15 protein-coding genes are annotated in these 20,909 nt (G+C 62.4%); 3 read left to right on the plus strand and 12 right to left on the minus strand.

The genetic code is table 11. The features are described from left to right. The first annotated feature begins 267 nt into the window (after positions 1 to 267). From U5A67_RS07490 to U5A67_RS07500, 3 genes are all read left to right on the plus strand, one after another. On the plus strand, positions 268 to 1,329 hold the full coding sequence (locus U5A67_RS07490; protein ID WP_205985469.1) for a poly(3-hydroxybutyrate) depolymerase: 1,062 nt from the start codon (positions 268 to 270) through the stop codon (positions 1,327 to 1,329). A 42-nt stretch (positions 1,330 to 1,371) separates the two neighbouring features. Continuing rightward, positions 1,372 to 1,890, plus strand: coding sequence for a hypothetical protein (locus tag U5A67_RS07495; protein WP_321813563.1), 519 nt, complete (start codon positions 1,372 to 1,374; stop codon positions 1,888 to 1,890). A gap of 282 nt (positions 1,891 to 2,172) precedes the next feature. Further along, positions 2,173 to 2,439: a DUF4148 domain-containing protein gene (locus U5A67_RS07500; protein WP_321813564.1), complete on the plus strand. Its 267-nt coding sequence runs from the start codon at positions 2,173 to 2,175 to the stop codon at positions 2,437 to 2,439. Between the two features lie 86 nt (positions 2,440 to 2,525). Here U5A67_RS07500 and U5A67_RS07505 read toward each other — a convergent pair whose 3' ends face one another. The 12 genes from U5A67_RS07505 to U5A67_RS07560 form a co-directional block, all read right to left on the minus strand. Beyond that, positions 2,526 to 3,473 (minus strand): hypothetical protein, encoded by a 948-nt coding sequence (locus tag U5A67_RS07505; RefSeq protein WP_321813565.1) that lies wholly within the window; start codon positions 3,471 to 3,473, stop codon positions 2,526 to 2,528. A 189-nt stretch (positions 3,474 to 3,662) separates the two neighbouring features. Next, positions 3,663 to 5,774 (minus strand): phospholipase effector Tle1 domain-containing protein, encoded by a 2,112-nt coding sequence (locus U5A67_RS07510; RefSeq protein WP_321813566.1) that lies wholly within the window; start codon positions 5,772 to 5,774, stop codon positions 3,663 to 3,665. Between the two features lie 5 nt (positions 5,775 to 5,779). Beyond that, positions 5,780 to 6,286 (minus strand): hypothetical protein, encoded by a 507-nt coding sequence (locus tag U5A67_RS07515; RefSeq protein WP_321959685.1) that lies wholly within the window; start codon positions 6,284 to 6,286, stop codon positions 5,780 to 5,782. After that, the gene (locus U5A67_RS07520; protein WP_321813568.1) at positions 6,270 to 6,635 is read right to left on the minus strand and encodes a DUF805 domain-containing protein; all 366 of its coding nucleotides are present in this window, start codon (positions 6,633 to 6,635) and stop codon (positions 6,270 to 6,272) included. The genes U5A67_RS07515 and U5A67_RS07520 overlap by 17 nt, the downstream gene beginning before the upstream one ends. Next, positions 6,632 to 7,549, minus strand: coding sequence for a DUF4123 domain-containing protein (locus U5A67_RS07525; protein ID WP_321813569.1), 918 nt, complete (start codon positions 7,547 to 7,549; stop codon positions 6,632 to 6,634). The genes U5A67_RS07520 and U5A67_RS07525 overlap by 4 nt, the downstream gene beginning before the upstream one ends. 5 nt (positions 7,550 to 7,554) lie before the next feature. Then, positions 7,555 to 10,317 (minus strand): type VI secretion system Vgr family protein, encoded by a 2,763-nt coding sequence (locus U5A67_RS07530; protein WP_321813570.1) that lies wholly within the window; start codon positions 10,315 to 10,317, stop codon positions 7,555 to 7,557. Positions 10,318 to 10,371: 54 nt separating this feature from the next. Next, positions 10,372 to 10,875 carry a hypothetical protein gene (locus tag U5A67_RS07535; protein ID WP_205985477.1) on the minus strand — a complete coding sequence of 168 codons (504 nt, stop codon included), beginning with the start codon at positions 10,873 to 10,875 and terminating at the stop codon, positions 10,372 to 10,374. Then, positions 10,853 to 14,176 (minus strand): type VI secretion system Vgr family protein, encoded by a 3,324-nt coding sequence (locus U5A67_RS07540; protein WP_321813571.1) that lies wholly within the window; start codon positions 14,174 to 14,176, stop codon positions 10,853 to 10,855. The genes U5A67_RS07535 and U5A67_RS07540 overlap by 23 nt, the downstream gene beginning before the upstream one ends. Before the next feature lie 37 nt (positions 14,177 to 14,213). After that, on the minus strand, positions 14,214 to 16,598 hold the full coding sequence (locus U5A67_RS07545; protein ID WP_321813572.1) for a DUF2235 domain-containing protein: 2,385 nt from the start codon (positions 16,596 to 16,598) through the stop codon (positions 14,214 to 14,216). Further along, the gene (locus U5A67_RS07550; RefSeq protein ID WP_321813573.1) at positions 16,595 to 17,191 is read right to left on the minus strand and encodes a DUF3304 domain-containing protein; all 597 of its coding nucleotides are present in this window, start codon (positions 17,189 to 17,191) and stop codon (positions 16,595 to 16,597) included. The genes U5A67_RS07545 and U5A67_RS07550 overlap by 4 nt, the downstream gene beginning before the upstream one ends. A 15-nt stretch (positions 17,192 to 17,206) precedes the next feature. After that, positions 17,207 to 18,049: a DUF4123 domain-containing protein gene (locus tag U5A67_RS07555; RefSeq protein WP_415767786.1), complete on the minus strand. Its 843-nt coding sequence runs from the start codon at positions 18,047 to 18,049 to the stop codon at positions 17,207 to 17,209. 2 nt (positions 18,050 to 18,051) lie between these two features. Continuing rightward, entirely contained in the window at positions 18,052 to 20,862 is a 2,811-nt protein-coding gene (locus U5A67_RS07560; RefSeq protein WP_321813575.1) for a type VI secretion system Vgr family protein, read from the minus strand. Positions 20,863 to 20,909 lie beyond the last annotated feature (47 nt).

Raw genomic sequence — 20,909 nt, forward strand, 5'->3', positions numbered from 1 at the left:
TTTCATTTATCTCGCTTCGCATAAAAGACATCGCTATTTCACAGACTCACTATGCACGCTGATTGACGGGAAGCCGCTGCCACGCGGCTCTCGCATTTTCCCCTTGCTGCGTTGCACAAGCTCGCCTATACCACTAGGGCGTCGGCGGGGCGACGGCTCGCGCAGCCAGTCGAATGGACCTCATTGCACCGCACGATGCCTCATTGCAGCCAGCAGGCAAGCCGGCCACCGATGCCGGAATGCCATTGAAACGGGGGAGTCAGCATCATGCAACTCGGTATTTCGCCCAAGGTCGAAAAATTGGGCCGTTATGCGGTTCAAAAAGGCAAGAGTTCCATTTCCGGATTATCGTCCGGTGCATTCATGACGGTGCAACTGCATCTCGCGCATTCGGCAAGTTTCAGCGGCGTGGGCGTGATTGCAGGCGGTCCTTTCCGTTGCGCCGAATCGTTTCGCGGCGCAGCGCCGCTCGCCGAAGACGCCTACGTGCAGAGCGCGGAATACATCTGCATGAGCCCGCTCACGGCCGCCACGGGCCCGGATGCCAGCCGCCTCGCCAATCTCGCGCGCAGCACCGCGGATGCCGGCAAAATCGATGCGATCGCCAATCTGCAGGACGATCGCGTCTTTCTCTTTTCGGGTACGGAAGATTCGGTCGTGCATTCGACCGTGGTGAAATGCACGGAGTTGTTTTACCGGCAACTGGGCGTCAAGACGCTCACGTTCGACGGCACCGTGCCCGCCGGTCATTGCATCGTCACCAACAATCCCGAAGACTCGCTGCTGAAGCTGAATCAGCCGCCTTATATCAATCGCGGCGACGGCATGCTCTCACATGAAATCCTGCACTATCTCTACGACGATCTCGCTCCGCCGACCGATCGCCCGACCGGACGTATCGTGCGTTTCGACCAGCGCGAGTTCTTCGATAACGAAGCGCGTGCGAGCATGAGCGATTTCGGTTACGCCTACATTCCGCGTGCCGTGGAACTCGAAGGCAAACCCGCGCGCGTGCATATCGTGCTGCATGGCTGCAAGCAGGGTTATGGCTTCGTGAATTTCGTCAACGGGCGCGAAGACGTGCTCAATCAGGTGAGCTATGGCAATCGCTATATCACCACCACGGGCTACAACGAAATCGCCGATAGCAACGACATCATCGTGCTCTATCCGCAAGCCACGGGTTCGGATGGCACGGTGCAAAACCCCGACGGTTGCTGGGACTGGTGGGGCTATACGAGCCCTGATCCGCAAGCGCCCGATTACTACTCGCGCGACGCGATCCAGATTCGTGCGATCCATCGCATGCTGACCCAGCTCGGCGGTTGAGCGCGGCGCCGGTCATTCCACTTCTTTCGATGTGAGCCTTCCATGAATCAGATGATCACCGAACCGGCCGCGTTCTTACCGGCAGCGCTCGACCTCGCGCAGACTGCTCCCGCCGCGCATGCGGCCACGATCAGCGATTTCGCGCGCGCGCATGTGCTGTTGCAGGGCTGGGCGCAACGCGCCGCCATCAATGGCGCGGATACGACCAAACTGTTGGCCTCGGGCATGCTGTTCGTATTCGCGGGCGAGTTGCTCGACATGCAGCGCGCAACCTATGAACGCTTTATCAAGCAACAGGGCGCAACGCTCGAAGACTGGGTCGAATGGGGCCATCAGCGTGCACAATTGCGCGGCGCGAATACCATGACGAAGCTGATGGAGCAGGAGATGAATCTGGTTGGCCGGATCGGCCAGATCTTTACGGATCAGTTCACCAATCTTGTGGCGCTACAGGAGAACGTGGAAATCGCTTATGGGTTCTGGCTGAGCCAGAAGCTTGGCGGCGCATCCACGAGCCGCGTGGCGGCCGCTGCGTGGTCGGGGCAGGCGCAGGCGGTTTGAGGCTGGCGACACACCCTCGCAGAAAACTGGATACAACGCCGCCGGCAACCTTCTATGCCGACGGCGTTTTCTATTGCGCTCTCTTTCTTTAAACGCGTTCGCGAGATTTGATCCGATATTGCCGATTGTGAATTTATTTTCATCTTCGCGCGCATCCCGCTGGCGCGGGGCACCGGCCTGGATGAATTTCTCTTCATGTTGATGCTGGGGTTTTGTAGCAAAGCCTCCGCTATCGTGCGTTCCGTGGGCGCTTCGCCCTCCTCTGATATTTAAAGGAACGTCATGAAGATCGCTATTCAATTCGGTATCGCCGCCACGCTGCTCGTTTCGGCTCTCGCTCACGCGCAATCGGCACCGCAAGCCTCGCATCAGGCTGGCATCGCAGCGCAAACCGCAACCCAGATCCAAACCGCCGACAACACGTGGGTGCCGCCTTATGGCCAGCCCGTCGCGCAGAAAACCCGCACGCAGGTCTATCAGGAACTGATCCAGGCCGAAAACGACGGCCAGCTGGCTTATCTGGATTCGGTGGTGTTTGCGCATTCGTGATGGTCCACGGGCGCGGGTGGGCCTATGCGATGTATGCCCTTTTTGCGCAATGGGCTATTTCAGCCATTCCCGCTACGGCAGCCGAACTATCGGTGCCCGCCCATCCCGCCGCCCGAACCCATTCTGACGCTTGACCCGCTACCGCTGAACGACGAGCCTTGCATCGTGGCCACCGCATCGCTGGAACTCGACTGGCTGTCGTCCAGCAGAAGATCGCTCGCGCTGTTGCGATTGCGCCTCGGGTTCGTGCCTGTGGCACTCGAACGAAGAGCCGTATCGAACGCTCCCAGCCCACTGGCGTTATGCGCCGGCTGTCTGTGCGTGGCGTCTACGTTCACCGGGGGATGCGCGCCATAAACGTATCCCTGCTCCACACCCACCACCAGGCTCGCGCCAACGGCGCCGCAACCGGTGCTGATCACCGCGGCCTCCTGCGTGAACGAGCCCATCGTCCCCACCCCCATCGACATCTGACCGCTCACCGCCACCGGCGCGCATTGCGCCGCGACGAAGACAATGCCGCTCTCCGGCACGATCACATCGACGAACGTCGTCCCGCCGATAACCAGGCTGGCCAGTTTGCCCGGCGCAAGCACGCCGCCCTGTGCAGCGCCGGTCGTCACGAAATCGATATCGACCGCAAAACCCGTCAGCCGGTTCGCATGCGCGGGTAACGGGACGGAATATGCCGCATCACGCGGCCCATCGTCGATACCTGCGAAGTGGCCGCCGCGAGTCGTTATCCGAAAGCCGAGTCCAGGGAGATTCGTCGCATAGACCTTGCCCAGTCCTGCGCTCACATCCGCGGGTGCCGATACACGCAATTCGCGCACGTTCTTCGAGCCATTACACGTGAACGGAATGTCGCTGACGATCGCGGCATGCGTCGAGCCAACCCGCGTTCCCACCGGCGCGTTGAGCGGCACGGTAATCTGCACGGGCGCGAGCGGCAGGACGACGGCAGCCGGCTCGGCGGTTGGACGGCAATCGGCGTGCGCCAAGGTCGAGCCGCAACAACTCGCAAGCAATGCCATTGCAAGCGTCAACCCGCGCGCACCGCGGCATGCATACGATTCGATCAGACGGAGCATCTTCGGAAAAAGGTCAATGAAGCTGACCGATTTTACGGCACCGTCGATTCGGTGCTTCATGTGCCGTTTTACCGATTCTTACCGCAGCATTGTGGTGAAAAACGTGCGGAACGCAGGGATTGAAACGGCATACTATTTGGCTGGCGACTCCGGCTTTTCCGGAAAGAGCAACGATTTATAAAAGTCGGTGACACGTTCCAGATAGGATTTATCCGGTTCAGAGCCGATCTTCTGCATCCACCGCGTATTCATATAGTTTTTGATAGCGACAAATCGGCTCCATGCATCTTCGATTTCGCTTTCCGCCATACTGTCGTGCACGTGCTTTGCGAACATCGGATACATCGTTTCGACTGCGGGCTGGCGCTCACCAGGAGTGTTCCAGAGCCAGAATAATGCCTGCGCCTCCGGGTCCGTGTTGAACATCGAGGCAGGGACCTTCCCGTCGATCTGCTTCATGGCCTGCGCCTGATCGAACGACGGCAGCGTCTTCGTACCATGCTGCTTGAGATAAGCAATTTCGCGCGTGAGTTTCTCGTAGCGACCGTGGGCCAGCGGATTCGTGACGCCGCCAAACACGCCGCTATTACGCTGTTCGGCGGCCGCACGGTTCTGCGGCTGGTCGTACCACATGCGCAACCACTGGATATACACGACCATATGCCCCTTGAGCTCGCCCTGGATGCTTTTGGGCAGATCGGTGATCACGACAGGACGTGGTGGCGCAGCAGTATCGGATGGATGGCAGCCGTCCAGCATATTGGGCGCGGGCGTCTTCGGATTCAGGAAATCGAGCGCTCCCGTAGCGGGTTTCGCTGCGGACGGCAAACCCATTGGACCGTCAGGACCCAGGCTCGAAAGATTGGGAATCTCGCGCGTGACCGCCACGAGTTTTTTCACAGTCTGGCGGTACGTCAACTGGAAATCCTCGATTTCGCGCGGCGCGAGAATTTCTTCCTGAAGGTCGATATCGATAGCCGCGAGATCCTCCAGTTTCGGCATGGGAATCCCCGCGCCATAGGCGCGGTAGTACATCATCTCCAGCGGCACACGCGCCAGCTTGTCGGACAGGCCCTCCTCGCCTTCGACCGCGCCGCCGCCCACATCCACTTGCGCCCCTGGAAACAGGCGCTCCTGGCGCGGCCCGCGCATGTCCGCGGGGTCGACACCCAGCATGGTAAGTGGCTTGTAAAAGCGCAGTTCATGCGCCGCCGCGTAATGCACGCACTTTTCGATCTCCGGCGAAACAATCAGATCCGACGACACCTCATTGCTCATCGGTATATAGCCGGTCAGCAGGTTGTCGTCGAAACGATTGGTAACGCAGTCGAATAAGCCGACGAACTTGATCTTGACCGATACGCCGTCGTATTTCCCGCCCTTGCAGACCTCTTCGAGCAATTGATTTGCAAAGGCCAATGCGAGTCCGCCGCCCATGTCGTAGCCAAACAGCGCAACATGAATCGAGTTGAGTGTCGAAGTCTTTTTCGCCGCCGCGACTGCGGCCTTGAATTGCGCCTCGGCGGATTTCAATCGCGTGTCGACACCGGTGTTGAAAAGCGCGGCGCCCAGCTTCGTGTCGCGCAAGAGCTGGAACGATTCCGCAAATGCGCCAGCCGTCTCCTTGCCGAGTTCCTTGGCCAGTTGCTTCGGCAAACGATAGGGATATCGCAGCGCATCGCGGTAAAACTGTTTCCACTCCTTGCGCACGTACCGCATTGCACGCCGGCCCTGCGAAGCTGGCTTGGTCGTCGTACGCTCGATCTCTTTCGCGGCCTTGCTCGCGCCGCCCTTCAGCCGGTCGTACACGCCGTCGATCGTCGAACTGACACGGCCGCCCAGCGACGCATCCTTGACCTTACCGCTCTTGCTCCACTCTTCCTTGAGTGCATCTTTCAGCTTGTCGGTCGTCAGCGCGTCGCGCTTTTCCTTGGCCTTGTCTTCCAGCGTGTCCGTTGCCCTGTCCAGCAGCACCGCCTTCAGCGGACTGTCTTCCGGGTCGTAATCCGCTCCCAGACCGGGATAGTAGAACTTGCGCATGTTCTTGCCCGAATCGTCATTCAGCGCGTCGAACAATTTGCTGATATTCGTTCGAGGTCCGTATCGATCGCTGAAGCCAAAGCCGTCAAAAAAGAAGCTGGCCCACAAGACGTGTTCGCACGCCGGGCAGATCTGCTCGGCTTCGGCCTTCGTGCGGTAAATCTCGGCGGAGGCGGCGTCTTTCTTCAGATTGATCTCGGCCATGAGGTCTATTTACCCGGCGTAGGTGGCAAAGTCGGCGCGCCCATATCGTCGACCCATTGAAGATCGGCCGTGCCATTCTTTCTAAAATAGACACGCAGATACTGCGCATTTTCCGACTGAGGCTGCGGGATCGTGACGTCGATGGTCCTGCTTTCCTGCGGCACGCCGTTATCCCTTTCGGCCTTGCTTTGCGCGAACTTCCAGTACAGCTTGACCGTCTGCCCAGGTGTCACGGTGCAGCCGCACGCAAAACCGCCTCCGCCGCCAAAATCCTGCCCATCGCTGCGCCCCGAAGGATTGCCGAAACAACCGGACTGATGCGCTTCGTCCAGCCAGAACCGGTTCAATTTGCGTTCGTACTCGTTGTAGCCCGTCACGCACACCGTATGCTTGTGCGACAGCAATTCATCGCTGTGCTTGCCACATGCGGCCAGCGGGATCGTGGCGAACAGCGCCACTACAATCATCGACTTACTGAATTTCATCAATACCCTCTCAAACCTGTTGCGCATCGCCTGGCGCTTTCTGCAATGGCGGCCCATACCGATTCTGTTCCGGCTCCCCGCCGACAAAACCATTCGCGCCGATCGCAATGAATGGCCCGACAACCGGAACCGCATGAATGAAGACCCACCATCCCGACTTGCCCAGGTCATGCCAGCGCCGCACCGACACCGCCGTCAACAGCCAGAACATCAGGACGATAAACGGAATGCCGACGATTGCCGCGAAAACCTCGGTGGCCGGCAGATCCATCAGCACATCGATCATCGTCGCAACGATCAGCAGCGATACTGTCACGCCCCACCATTGCAGGCGTCCCGAGCGTCCATTGAACGAAAACAGCACGCGTGGGTTCATCTCCGAATCTCCGCGTCAGCAGCGTGAACGGCTGGCTGCGCGTGGCGACCGGCAATGCCATCGTGTACAAGCTCGCATAGCGCGTCGAAATCGTTGCGATAACAGCCGATCGCGTCGACGATGAAACCGGCGATTGCAGGGTCTTCCAGCGACGTGCCCGGATACATCGACATCAGTGCGCCCAGCCGATAAGCCAGTTGCTCGTGCGTTGCGTGGTCGCTCTGCATCTGCTCATCGAGCAGCGCAAACAGCGCGACCATCTCACGATAAATCACGAACGGATCGGCATCGACCGCGATGCGGCCATGACGCCGCAATTCGCCGAGCACCGCATCGACACGATTGCCACGCTGCAAGGCTTCGAGTTCGCACCGCTCGACCCGCGGATAAAAAATGCGCTCGCGCCGGCGCGGATGCTGTTCGACGCCAATCGCGCCATCGCGGCGCACGTAGGTCCACGACACGCATGGCGAAAGCAGGGCTTGCCAGCGCGCCGCAGACAATGCGCTCGCCAGCGTCTGAAACACCGCCGCGTCGTAAAAGCGCAGCAGGCCATCGCGATGGTCCGGCAAGGCCACACGCGTTCGCACACCCAGCCGTGGAGCCAGATCTGCAAGCGGATACGCGCTCACCAGCGCGATAAACGCAAACGGCCGGCGTTCCAGATGCCGCTCGAGCAATGCCCCGACATGCGGCGCGTGATACTCGCAAAGCAGCGCGCACACTTCCGGGTTGGTCGATTCCGGCTGCCCGGCAAGCAGATTCACGACACCGCCGCCCTGCACGAGCCGCTGCCACGGCGCGGCATTGATCGGCAATTGCGAAGCGTCGCTCAGCAAATAACGATACGTGCCCGCAAAACTCGCATGCTCGTGCGCCGCCGCGCGCTCCCAGGACTGCAACAAAGAAGTCATCGTCGTCACCCGCGCGTAGCAATGGCTTCGTGACGCAGTGCGAGATCGCGCATGCAGCCAACGCATGCTGGTTTGTTCAGCGAGGGCAACTGCACGTTCGCTGAACGCGGCCCCGTGAGCGTGTGCTGCGCGGCGTGGAAAGTCGCCTTGCCCGGCGCACCGATCACGATGTCTTTGCCCTCCATCTTCAGATAGGCACCGGCAGCGCTCAACAGCACGCGTTTGGGCGTCTGCACGGCCACGCTCGCCTGGGCGCTCGACACGGTAAGCGTCTTGCGTGCGCTGGCTTCGAGTGTGCCGGCATTCTGCGCCTGCAGCGTGAGCGCACCCGTGGCCGCATGCAATGCAATCCCCTGCGCGCCAACCGGCCGTTGCGCGCCCGATGCGCCGAGCGTATGAAGCGCGATGCCCTCTTTCGCGACGATGCTCGCCTTGCCCTGCGCCGTCAGTTGAACGTCCTGTCCGGCGCTCAATACGGTCGCTGTGCCGGACGCCCAGATATGGCTTTGCGCGCTCATCGCTGCCATGCCAGCGGCTGCGTGCGCGACCAGATGCGGCTCTTGCCACGCACATGCGCGTCCCGCGCCGCCTCCTGATGCATTGCTCGAATCGCTACGCTCCTTGTCTGCACCGATCGATGTCTGGCTGTCACGCAAACTCTCGATCGCCGGGAGCAGCGACGCGCTCGCCGCGCTTGCGGCGGCATCGCTCACAGCGGCCCCGGGCTCCGCGCCCTGCTTGCGCGCGGCATCGGCGAGACTCTGCAGCATCTGCTGATGCTGTGCCAGCACCTGGCTCGCAGCGCTGGCGTCCATCTGGTTTGCGCCGGCCGCCGTGCTGATCAGCAAGCCCGCTCCGCCGCGCAGAGCGCCCGCAGCCTGGGTCGAAAGCTCCACGCCGTAGCCGCGATCGGCGCGACGCTGGTTGTCCTCGACCTGCTTGATATGACCGAGCGTGAGGCCGCTCGCGTGATCCGTGGTGTAAAGGCGCGCGCTGGACTGGGCCGCCGTATCGTCGAGCATGAATTGACGATAACCGCCGGTGCCGTTCTGGCTCACGCTCATATCCTGTGTCTTGAAGCCGCTGAGCACCTCTGCGTGATCGTTGCCCGCGAACCATGCGGACGCATTGCCCGTGCTGCTGCCCGGACCGCCCGCCTGCGCATTGTGCTGGGCGTGGGCGTTGCCTGCGCCGTTGTAGAGCGCAGCCACCGCGACCGGTCGATCCGGCTGTCCTTCGAGCCATTCGGTCCACACTTCCTGGCCGACGCGCGGCACGCTTACGCCGCCCCAGTTATCGCCGCCCACGGGCGTGAGCATACGTGTCCACGTCCCCGCGCCGTGATCGGCTGGTGCGTTCTCCTTGCGCGGGTGCGCTTCGCGACTGGCGGCATTCTGGCCGCGCTGCGCGTGATGCTGGATACGAATGCGATGATCGCGGTCGGTGTGAACGGGATCGCCCGCGCCGACGACGATGGCCGTCTGCGCACCCGGCACGATCGCCACCGGATGAGCACGGCCGCCATGACCGTCATTCGTTAGCGGACGATAAGCCTGTTCGAATGGCAACGCCGTGAAGCGATTCTGATAGACGCCGTCTCCCTGCGCGTCGTTCTGCGCGTCGTTCTGCGTTTGCGCCTGCATGGCGGTTTGCATGACCGCGCCAAGCTGCTGCGCGATCGCGCCGTACACATCCGCGCTCACATTCGCGTGCGCCTCGTGATCGACGCGCAGGCACACGAACGGGTTTTGCGCAGACAGTGTCGGATGATCGCTGATCGCAAAGTGCAGGCCCGCGCGCAAATCGCGCCGCGTGCTGCCGCCTTCGCAACGCCAGGCGGCGACACGTTGCGCATCGAGCTGGCGCTGTGCCTGACGATCGCCGATCGCGGATGTCTGATACGCGTACGGCCCCGCCACGTCGCGGTCCTCGCCGGGCACTACTGCACCCGTCGCCTGCGCGAGCGTCGCGCGCGTCGACAGGCTGCGATGGTCCCAGCTTGCCCGCGCCACGCTGCCGATGCGCCAGCGGCGCGCGTTGACGAAGTGCTGGATGGCACCTTGCGGATCGCCGTCGCTGCTTTGATGAAAGCCGATTGGTTCCGGCTCGGCCGGTGTGAAGCGCAGATTCGAATCTGCGAGGACGAGCGTGTGCTTGCCGAAACTGCCCGACGCGTGATCGGCCGCGTGCTCGAACCAGTAAAACAGGCCCTCTTCGGCCCAAAGGCGCTCCAGAAAGGCAAAATCGGATTCACCCGCTTGCGCGGTGAGGCTGCGCTTCGCATAACGCGAAGCGTCGTCGAGCGACCAGCGCCAGGCGGGCGCAACCACACCGCTCGCGTAATGGCCGAAGATCTGCTCGGTGATCTCAATGACGCTCGCGTCCTGGAAGTTGTAGCTGTCCACGCGCTGCTGAAGAAGCGCGAGCCACGGCTGGACAACGAGTCGCACGCGCGCGAGCCCGCCGTTATAGCCATCGAGTTCGGCGGCGAAAACGTGGCCGTGAAATGGGCGTCGTGCATCGAGTCCTTGCGCCGCCTGCCATTCGATCAGCACAGGTGCGCCGATCAATTTTTCCAGCGGCAGGTCGGGCGTTTCGGTCAGAGCGGTCAGCTCGAAACGGAAACCGCCGCCGTCGAGCGACTCCCAACCTTGCAGGTTTTCGGCGACGAGCGTGTTCTGGCCGAGCGGTGTCGTCAGCCAGAGGAAGCGGTCATGCTGGGACCAGCCGCCGAGAAAAGCACGGATCAGATCAGTAGTGTTCGACATGGTGTGCTCTTGCGGTACGCATCGCGATATCGATTGCCTGCTGGATTGCTGGAGTCATGGTCGGGTTGTATCGCTCGAGCATGAGTACTGCTTCTTGCGCTGACGCTCGATACGCAGTCCATTACCAGGCTTTCGCCAGGCGCAAAAACCACCCGCGTAAATCGGACCGCCTTTGTTATCCCTCGTCGAAATGCCGAACGTGTAGAGCATTCCGCTGTCGAGCGGCTTCGGCGGCGTGACGACTTTGGCCCCGTCGATGGCCTGTCCATAGACAATGCAATCGCCGTGATGCAATATGACCGGCGGCGCGCTTTCAGGTATTTCGACTTCCCAGTAAGTTTCGACCGGCGTCGCAATACCCGTCGCACGTACGACGCCAATGTCGGCCAGTTTCACGGCGTCCTGCATATATTCGTCATCCGAAGCAAAGCACAGTGCTGGCTTGTCGCCAACTTGCCGGACGTCGAGACTCACTACGACGAGTTGACTCGCGCAAGCAGATGTCAAAAAGGTGCATACCGCCAGCAACGCGGCGCTATTTCGGAAGATTCGCTGCATCTTTTGGGTCCTTGAATAACGGCGCCAGTACTTTTTCTAATTTGTGGTGATCGGGGAACGGTGCATCATGAATAGCCGCCCTCAACGTCTTCGCGATAACAATCGCGTAATAGTCGGCCACGATATTGCCCTGCTGTTCCATATTGAAATCCCCGAATACCTGTCCGGCCTCGATGGTGTAATCGTAGGCGCTGCCGAACCGAAGTCTGACGAGAATGCCATGCCAGCGCACGGCATAACCCATCTGGAATTGCCAGACATGTGTCATTTCATGAAGGAACCATGACCTCTTCTGGATAAACTCACCCTGAGGCAATGAGAAATCCTCTTCATAATCTCCTTCAAGAAAATACATCTCTCCATTCGGCGTAACAGCCGTTCTTTTGCTCTGCAGGTTAAACCAGAAATAGCTGCCTTTATGAACGCGCACGCGGCTGTAGTCGATGCCATCCTGAAAGATCAGCTTCGCCATCTCGATCTCGCCTTGCGTCAACGCGCGGCCTTCGCTGCCGACTTCGACGGATTTGACCGAACTCCCCACCTGCGCATCGTTGGTCTGAATATCGGCAATCGGCACATTCACGGCTTCGGGCGCTGCCGCCGCCGTTCTCGAGCAGCAATCGACCGTCTGCGCGGGCGTGAGTGCTGCGCTCTCGATCTTCACGGGCTGATCGGTGACGATGCGCTGGGTCCGGCCGTCGTCGTCGGTCACACCGGAGACGGTCGAACCATCGGCCAGTTTGAGCTGATACGCGACCTTGGCCAACGGGTCCGCCGATTTGCTGACAAAGCGAATCTGCTCGTCATACACCGCAAACGGCGCGAGCACTGGCAACCCAGGCAATTGCACGCTGTCCGAGGCAGCGCCCGGAAACGGATGTCCTGCCGCTTTCACTGAAAACTGCCCCGGCGTCTCGACGATGATATCGGCGCCCTTGATCGTGATGCGGTTCTGGCCTTGCTGCAGCACGATGGCGTCTTTCGCAAGCACATCGACGCGCTCTTCTGTCGACGTCACGCTCACGGTCTGATCGCCGGATATTTCCATCGTAGACGCATGCGCCTCCACGCTCACCGGCCCCTCTCCCGCAATCGCCTTCACACCGCCCGCGACGCTGTAGAAGCTTGTCGCATCTCCTGACGCGGCCGCCACCGTCGCCGCCGCGCCAACGTGGGCGTCTCCTTGCGCGCTCACGTGCACGTGCTGCGCCGCGTAGGCGACTGCGCTATTGGGCGTTGTCATCGCGATGTTGTTCGGCGACTCCATCAGCACCGCTGGCTGCGCGAAGCGCTCGACGGCCTTTCCGCTGGGCTGCGCCGTGCTCTGGCCATTCACGCTGCCCGTGTATTTGCCGTCCTGCGCCGGATCGATCGACTTGAGAAACGCACTTTGTGCCGCATTCGCGCCGAGCCCCAACGCCTGCGCGCCGAGCGCCGCCGTGTCGAGTTCCGCGGATGCATCGACGGCATTCTTCAGTTGTCCGATGCGTTCTGCGGCATCCATCTGCGTCGATACACCCTGACGGCGCGCCGTGCTCGACATCAGCACGCCTTCGCCCGCGCGCACGACGCCCCAGCCCTGCGTCGCCAGTTCGAAGCCTTCGCCGCGATACGCGCCGCGCGTCGCGCCTTGTTGCTCGATCAGGTAGCCTTGCGCGAGCGTGCTGCTCGCGGTCGCATTCGTCAACTCGTGGCGCAACTGTCCGGGCGCATCGTCCATCACCCAACGACTGCCGCTCTGGCCGTCGAGCGTTTGCGTCTGCAGGCCCGTAAGCGTGCCGGAATGATTGGCATCACTCCCTTCGCCCGCCGCGAACGGCGGCTGCACGCGCCCGCCATACACTTGCCCCAGTACGACCGGCAAATCGATGTTGCCCGATTCGAAGCCCACCGCCACTTCGGCACCGACGCGCGGCGTGAACGCGTGGCCGAAGTTCGGCCCCGCCGCCTGCTCGGCCACGCGCACCAGCACGCCGCTGCGATGATCGCCCGGCGCATGACCTGCCGGATTGGAACGGCTCGCCGTATCGGTCAATCCGCCCGCCAGCGGCGCGGTGCCCCGCATCCACGGAAACTGGATGCGCACCTGATGATCGCGCGTGCTGCTCACCACGTTGCCCGGCTCGCCCACGACGATGGCCGTCTGCACACCATGCACAACGGGACGATCGCGAAACGTCGGCACGATCGCCACGTGTTCCGGCACAGCGGTAAAGCGATTCCGATACAACCCCTGGTCGAGTTCGCCGCTCGCGAGCACCTGTGCGATCTGCGCGCCGAGGTTGTTCACCGCCTCGTGCTCGATCCACAGCGGGACGAACTTCACCGTGCCGTCCAGATAACCCGTGAGCGTGTGAACCTTGCCGGTTTCAAGCGTGCGCGACGAACCCGCGCCGTGGTATATGCGCCGGTCGAGTTGCAGCGCGTCCAGCCGCTGATCGGCGTAACGCTGCGCCTCCTCGCCGGTTTCGAAACGGCCGGCACGCTGTCCTTCGTAGATCTCGCGCGCCGGCAACACCGGCACGTCCGCTTCGGAAAGCTGTCTCGCACGTCCCGCGAGCGCGAGCAATTCGCTGGACTTCCAGCTCGTCGCGACCACGCTGTCCGCCACCAGTTGCCGGCGCTCCGCGAATTGCGTCATGACGCCATCGGGATCGCCCACATCCTGCCGGTTATACGCGATGGTACTGCCCGTATCGAAGCCAGCACGCCGATCGAACACCACCACGCTATGATTGCCGCACGGCGCATCGCCCGTATCCTGCGCATGTTCGATGCGATAAGACAGCCCTGCTTCGGCAAGCTGACGTAGCACGAAATCCCGATCCGTTTCGCGATACTGGCCGCGCAGCCTGTACGTGCGCAGCGGCTCGTGCAGCTCGTAGCGCCGCCGCGCTTCGGGGTAATCGCTGAACACACGCTCGCAAACGCCCACCGTATCGAGATCGACGAAATACAGGCAGTTGCGGCGCAATTGCAGCAGCGCCAGCCACGACTCCATGGTGATGCGGTAGCGCGTGATTTCGCCGTCGCTATCGGCATAGGCCGCGTGCGTGACGTAGCCGTTCCAGCAGCGCTCGCCTGCGCCCGTAGCCAGCCGCAGGCGCACCGCGCTGCCCATCAGCGGCGCGAGGTCGAGAAACGCCGCGTTCGACAGCACGTCGATCTCGAAGCGAAACGATTCGTTCACGCCTTCGCGACCATGAAAGCGCTCGACGACGAACGCGCCCGGCATCGCGGTATCGATCTGAATATGACGGGTCGCCTGCCTCACACCCGTTAAAGCGCCAACAAGATCCATGTCGTGTTCCAGCCAGATACGGTAATAGTCGATACGTTCAGAACATCTTGCCCATGTCGATGTTGTACTTCACCATCTGACGCTGCGCTTCCCATTCTTCTTCGGCCGTCGGCACGCGCGGCGCATCCCAGCGCACGCCGTTCACGAACACCGTGCGCCAGCGTAGATAGCCCCATACGAAATAGAACTCGCGGCCCGAGTCCTGCAGCGCGAGCCCGCCGGTCACTTTGGGGTCGGTCAGTACGGCGCTGTCACTCGACGCATCGGTGCGCCTCGCGGCACGCGCCTGTTGCGCCGCGCGCTGTGCGGCGTCGTAACGCGCCAGAATGGCGCTTTGCTGTGCGCTGAGCGGCGAGCGCGGTTCCGGGTCGGCCAGCATCGCAGGCGAAGGCGCGAGGCCCACCGAACCTGCGCCGATCATCTGCATGATCTGCGCCGTGCCCGGCATACCGGTTGCCTGACGCTGCTTCCATTGCGCATGATCGCGCTCGAACTGGGCCTGCTGCTTCTTGAGATCCTGAATCTGCTTGTGGTTCCAGACATCATCGTCGTCGCCAAGCGGCTTGAACCATGCACGCGAGTCATGCATGAAGCCGTCGTAAAGCGCGCTGATCGCCGCTTCGGGCGGCCCCAGGTTCCAGTCGCTGCGCACTTCGCACCATTGCCGCCACTTTTCCTCGATCTGCTGACGAAAGAAGTCGACGGCAAGCTTTCCGCCGCCGATCGCCGGGGCAACGAAGGGATTCACAGCCAGACTCGCGAGCGCAGGCAACAGCGGCGGCGCAACCAGCGCGACGGACTTCGGGTTTTTCGCCATCTGGTTGTCGATCGCCTTCATGACGTAGTGACCCACCGTCGGCCCGCCATTTTTCTCGCACTCGAGCAGGTCCTTCCATTCGGCCCTGAGCTCTTCGTTCGCGCTGTCGAGATCGGCGCCATCCTGCGGATAGGCGGCTTTGGCCGCCTTGAAGCCCGGCTGCTCGCGCAGATTGTCGAGCCGCATCCTGCGCCAGCGCAGATAGAGACCGTAGTGCGCGCGCATCAGCCCTGCGGTGCCGTGATCCTGATTGGCGTAGTAGCCTTTGCTCGTGTTGACGTAGTTCGCGAAGGCGGTCTTGAGGGCGGACGAAATGCCGAAAGACGCCGCGACATCGGCACCCGCGCTGATCGCGTCAAGCGGAACACCCGCCACGCGCGCCGCTCGATACATGTCGAGCAAGGGCACCTGCGAAAGCTTGTCCGCATCGCCGGTGCCACGTCCCTGCTCGCCGGGGCCATAGCCTCCGCCGACGTCCGAATGCACGCCGGGATAGACGATTTCCTCCCGGCCATCCATCGCGCTGTCGATCAGGTCGAGCGGAAACGAGCCGCGCGGTTCATGGGCGGCAACCATATGAACGCAGCGACGCACATAGGACGGCACCGCCATCAGTTCCTTGCGCCCCCAGCCGCCATGTCCGTCGAACACCGTCGCGGCCGTACTCTGGGCAATACCCACAGAGGCCACCGTATCGAAGATGCCGAGAAAATCGTACGAGACCGGCACGCCACAGAGCGTGAAATCCGGATCGAGCGCATCGGCGAGCCAGTTCGAGAACGTGCGCGCCTCGGCCGCACCGCGCGAGAAGCCAAACACGTACAGGCGAATTCGCTGTACTTTCGGCTTGCCATTGACGAGCCGATCGCCCACGCGCGCCTTGAGCGCGGCACAACGCTCGCGCATCACACGGCGGCGTTTCTCGTCCCATTCGCGCATCGTGCGCGTCCAGTTCGCAATATCGACTTCGCCTTTGAGTTGCGACCAGATGGTGTCGCGATCCCAACGCAATTCGATACCGTTTTGCTCCGCGGCTATCAGTCTGAGCGCCCCTGCGCCCGAACTGCCACGCGCGTTGATATCGCCGATGCTGCCAGGCTGGGGTGGCGTGCCGCCGAGATCGATGCCTTTGAAGTTGAGGTCGACGCTGATGGATCGCGTGATGTCCTTGTCTTTTTGTTGCAGCGCTTCGCTCAAGGTCACACCGCAAGCGTATTGATGCACGGTGTTGTGAATCTGCAAGAGGGCCCAGTTGATGCGCCCCTCGCCTGCCCATCCCGCCGCGGCACCTGCAGCAGCCTGCAGGCCGACACCCTGATCACCGACTTCGTTGACGAACGGCGTCCCCACGCCCGCCACATAGATTGGCTGGTGCCATCGGTCGACCATAAATGCATGGAAGAGACGCGAGACGTTGCTGTCTTTCCCTCCCGGACGATCGCGCCCCTCGTTATTGCGCGTCCCATCGAAAAAGACGCCGATGTGAAGCGTCTTGCAGCAACTCATGCCGTCGTCGTCATGCAGACGCCGAAGGATGGCATCCTGCTCCGCCTTCGTCACAATGTTCACGTCCGGACGCTCGGGCGCGGCGAAGCGAAAGCTCATCGCTGACTCCTCTTCTCAGGCGTCAAGCAGTGCGGATCGCTGTTGAGCAGCGCGAAGTGCCCCGGACAAGCCTCGTCGGGCCGCTGCAAACCTTCGGGAAAGCCTGCGAATCCTGGCGCCCATCTGGACGCATAGACCTTGATCCTGTCGCCCGGCATGAACAGTACCCACAGAAAGCCGTCATAGAACGATTCATAGGGCTCGACCTGCACAATCCGTCTCGCCATTGCCACCGGATTCTTCGCGAACATGACGTCATCGCGCCAATCGACGGTCACGGTGACGCCTGGATGCCATTTGGCCGGCAACGAAACGCAGCAACTTATGCCGCTGGCACCGCCGTTACGGCGTGCGCGCACTGCGCCATCGCCGACGTCATTCACCTGGAAACGGCCAATGGGTACATCGGTGTAGTTCAGCGCGCTGATTTTAAGGTCGAGCGTATCGTCGACTCCCGTTGCGCCTGGTGGCGCCGCAACTTGTGCATTCGCCTGCGAAGAAGATTCAGCTGCGCGCGAACAACCCGCTACGTCCAGCGCAAACGTCAGCATGACGAAGCAGCTCGCTGTTTTCCTGATCAACCCGAATATCATGAACGAATCCTTTTTTCAGGCGCCCACGGCCAACGCATCTGATGCGTTCGCCGCCAGCAACCCCGCCGCCTCCAGCGCATCGAGCGCCACACGCGACGCGCCCGCAACCGTTCCCTCATGCATCGTCCACGCCGCGTTCACACACGAGTGAATCTGCGAAGGCGTGCCCGCCAGCGTGCCGAAACTTTCGGGCCGCTGGCGTACGTGATAAATCAACGTGTCGATCCTGGCAGCCTCGCGCAGCGCGCCGATCTGCCTTGCGTCGAGTACATAAGGCTTGCCGCTTTCATCCACGGTCTCACCCGTTTCACCGCGATCCAGCGCGACCAGCGCCCCCGTACGATCGAACATCCACCACGCGTCTATACCCGCGATAAATCGAGCGCGCTGCTGCGCCGTCAATACATCGAGCCATACCGGCAAACAACGCGTATCAGCGAAACGTACGAGAAACGCCTCGTCGTCTTCGCTTGCCTGCGCCTCCATCTGTCCGCGCAGATGCGCAGCCAGCGCCACGCTCGCACACACGCCATGCAGCAGGCTCAACATCGGCCGCCCAGCCGATTCACGCAGCACCACCTCGCAAAGCGCCATGCGTGCGTCGATATCGTCGGGCAAACGCACGAGACACGGCGAGATCGCCAGCAAATCGTCGCCCTCGTACATGCCTTCGTACAGCACGACACGCGAATTGGCGTCGATGTGCGCAGCAAGCCCCTCATGCAATTCGGGCGCAAATGCCATATCGAGAAGCAGATGCCACGCCCCCTCGCCCGCGCCGCGTTCGAACAGCTCGCGCAGGCGCGCCGTCGTATCGTCGCGATACGGATCGATCCAGTCGAACGCTACGTTCTTCACGCTCACACCGCCTTGGCCGCGAGCGCACTGCCCGACTGCATCGCATGCATCAGACACTCGACGCAGACTTTTTCAGGGAACTGCGGCAGCGGCGTATCCGCCTGTTCCGGGCCCACGAACGCATGCTGCGCGGCATACACGACAAACTTGCCCGGACAGCCGAACGTGACGTTACCGCCTTCAATAGTGATGTGCGCGCCGCCGCTGACCGCGAGATGCACGGTCTTCTTCGCGGCGATCTGCACGTCCGCGCTCGCGGATGCGAGCCTCACGTCGTCGCGCGCGCGCATCGCAAGCGTGTCCTGCTGCGCCTGCAAGCTCATGCCATCCTTGCCCGCGATCACGCTCATACCAACACCCGACGCATTGCCCGCGCCCGCCAGCCAGCCGATGCCCTGGCCGCTATGCACGCGCAACTGGCGCGCGCCGGCAAGGTTGAAATCGCCGCCGCTGCCGACGGTCAGCGTCTCGCCCGCGTTCCACTGCAAGGCCTGTCCGGCAATCATCCCGTGACCGCCTTGCGCCTCCACGCCGAGCACGGCATCGCCGCTATGGGGCAATGTCTTGCCGGTTGCGCGCTGCGAGGCATCGGCGCTGGCCTGCTGGTAGCCGTTCGCGCTCACCGTGGTCGCGAAACTCTGCGCCAGCGCGTCGAGCGGCGCAGCGCTCGCGTTCAGCGCCGATTGGCCGCTTTGCGTCACGCCACGCTGCGCGGCGAACGGCAGCGTGCCATGCGCGGCCGCCGTGCTGTCGAAGCGTTTGACCAGCGCGATCTGCCGCGCGAGCAACCCTTGCAATGCCGATACATCGCCCGCCGGCTGTGCCGCACCCGCCGGCGCATAGCTGGAGACCAGCACGCCGCGCGTCGCGCGCACCGCGCCATAAGCATCGGAGCGCAACTCCACGCCCTGACCGCGGAAACTGCCGAGGTAGTTGTCGGCCTGATGGCGCAGATGGCCGATGTTGAGTTGCGTGGCCGCGTGGCTCGTCGACATCTGCATGCGGCCCATGCCGTCACTGTCGTCCGCGACCAGCTGATTGTGGCCCTGCCCGTCGAAGCCCTGGCTCTTGAAGCCGGATAACGCCCCGGCATGATTGTGCCCGCCGCCCTGGCGACTCGCGCCGCCGCCCGCGCCATGCCACGCGGGGCTCAAACCGCCTGCGAGATTGGCCTGGGCGCTGGGCGCATGATCCGATGCGCGCGTGTACACGCTGTCGTCGAGCGTTTGCGCGGCTGTGCCGCCAGGCGTCGGCATCACGCCGCCTTCGCCGCGCCCGTTGAACAGACCACCGAGCACGATCGGCCGATGAATCAGCCCGTGATGAAACTGTACGAGTACTTCGTGGCCGATACGCGGCGTCTGTTGCAGCCCGTGCCCTTCGCTCGCGAGACGCTGTACAGCACGCACCGGATACGTACCGGTATCGCCCACCTCCTGCCAGTGAAAACGCAGGCGCAAACGACCCTGTGCATCGGTATGCACAGGCCCGGTCGCGCCAGCCTGCGCCTCGCCCTGCGGACCGACGACGATGGCGGTCTGCGCGCCCAGCGCCGTCGCCGCAGGATTGAGGCGCTGGCCCGTGCCGTCGGCGAGCGTGGGCCGCCAGACTTGTGTGCGGGGCACCGCATCGAAACGGTTCGCGTAGCCGCCGGCCTTCGCCTGCTTGAGCAGACGCGCGTCCAGTCCCGTGGCAGGCAGCGCTGCAGCGTGTTGCTCCAGCGCCGACAGCACGGCCTCAGGCAGGTTGTTGATGCCGATGTGATCGATACGCGTAAGCAGCAGCGCTTCGGGCGCCTGAGCGTCGCTCTGCGACGTGAGCCAGGACGCGCTCGCCATCTTCATCGCGCAGCCCGCGCGCGCCGTGCGCAACGTGCCGATACCGGTCCAGATCTGCGCTTGCGACAGCATCGCCTGCGCATGGCGCTGCGCGGTTTCCTGCGCCTCGCGCAGACTGTCGAAGGCCTCTGGCCCGACATCGTCGTAAAGCTCGCGCGCGCCATCGGGACGGCGCAGGCTCGCGCTCGCGGTCTTCGCCTGGTTGGCGCGATAGTCGCTGCTGATCAGCGTGACGCGATCGGCGGTCAGCGAAAGCGATTGCCCGATGCCGACGATCATGTCGTCCGCGCTCGTATTCATACCGCTCAACTGGCGCGGCACGCCGCCGAGCCGCGCCGACGTTTCGTCCTCGGCGAGCAGTGTGCTGTCGTCGAAAATCAGCATCGTGTGGCCGGCCGGCGCTTCGTCATCCTCGATAAAGCAGAAACCGAGACCCGCCTCGGCCAGCAAGTGCCGCACGAACGCGTAGTGCGTATGCGTGCGGTACTGCACGCGAAATGGACTCGCGCCCAGCGTTTCGATACGCCGGTCCGCATCGACGGTGAAACGCCAGCTCGCGATATCGGCATAAGGCGCGAACACCGCGTCGAGCACATCCGCCACGGTCTGCTTCATGAAAGTGCGCTGATCTCGCGCATGTTCGAGCACGGCCAGCCACGGCACGAGTTGCAGCCGGTAGCGCGCGACCCCGGCGTCAAAACCCAGACATTCGGCCTGCGCCACCAGCCCGCTGCGCACTGCACTGCTGCCGTCGGCCAGCGTCGTGCGAATCAATGCGCGCTGCCCGAGCATCGCTTCGAGATCCAGCGATGGGTTTGTGGCGAGCGTATGAACGTCCCATTCGAAGTTAGCGGAAAGCGCTTCATGACCGTACCAGCGCTCGATTTGCATTGCCGCAAGCGCGCCTTCGCCTTCCAGCGAATACAGCCGATTGAATGCGTTAAAAAACGACGCCAATTCAGTAATAACGCTCATGCAATTTCCGCTTCTCAGGATCTGACGTTCTTCTAGTTGAATTTAAT

Origin of the sequence: Paraburkholderia sp. J69-1 (assembly GCF_905220255.1) — a bacterium.
Lineage (GTDB): Bacteria > Pseudomonadota > Gammaproteobacteria > Burkholderiales > Burkholderiaceae > Paraburkholderia.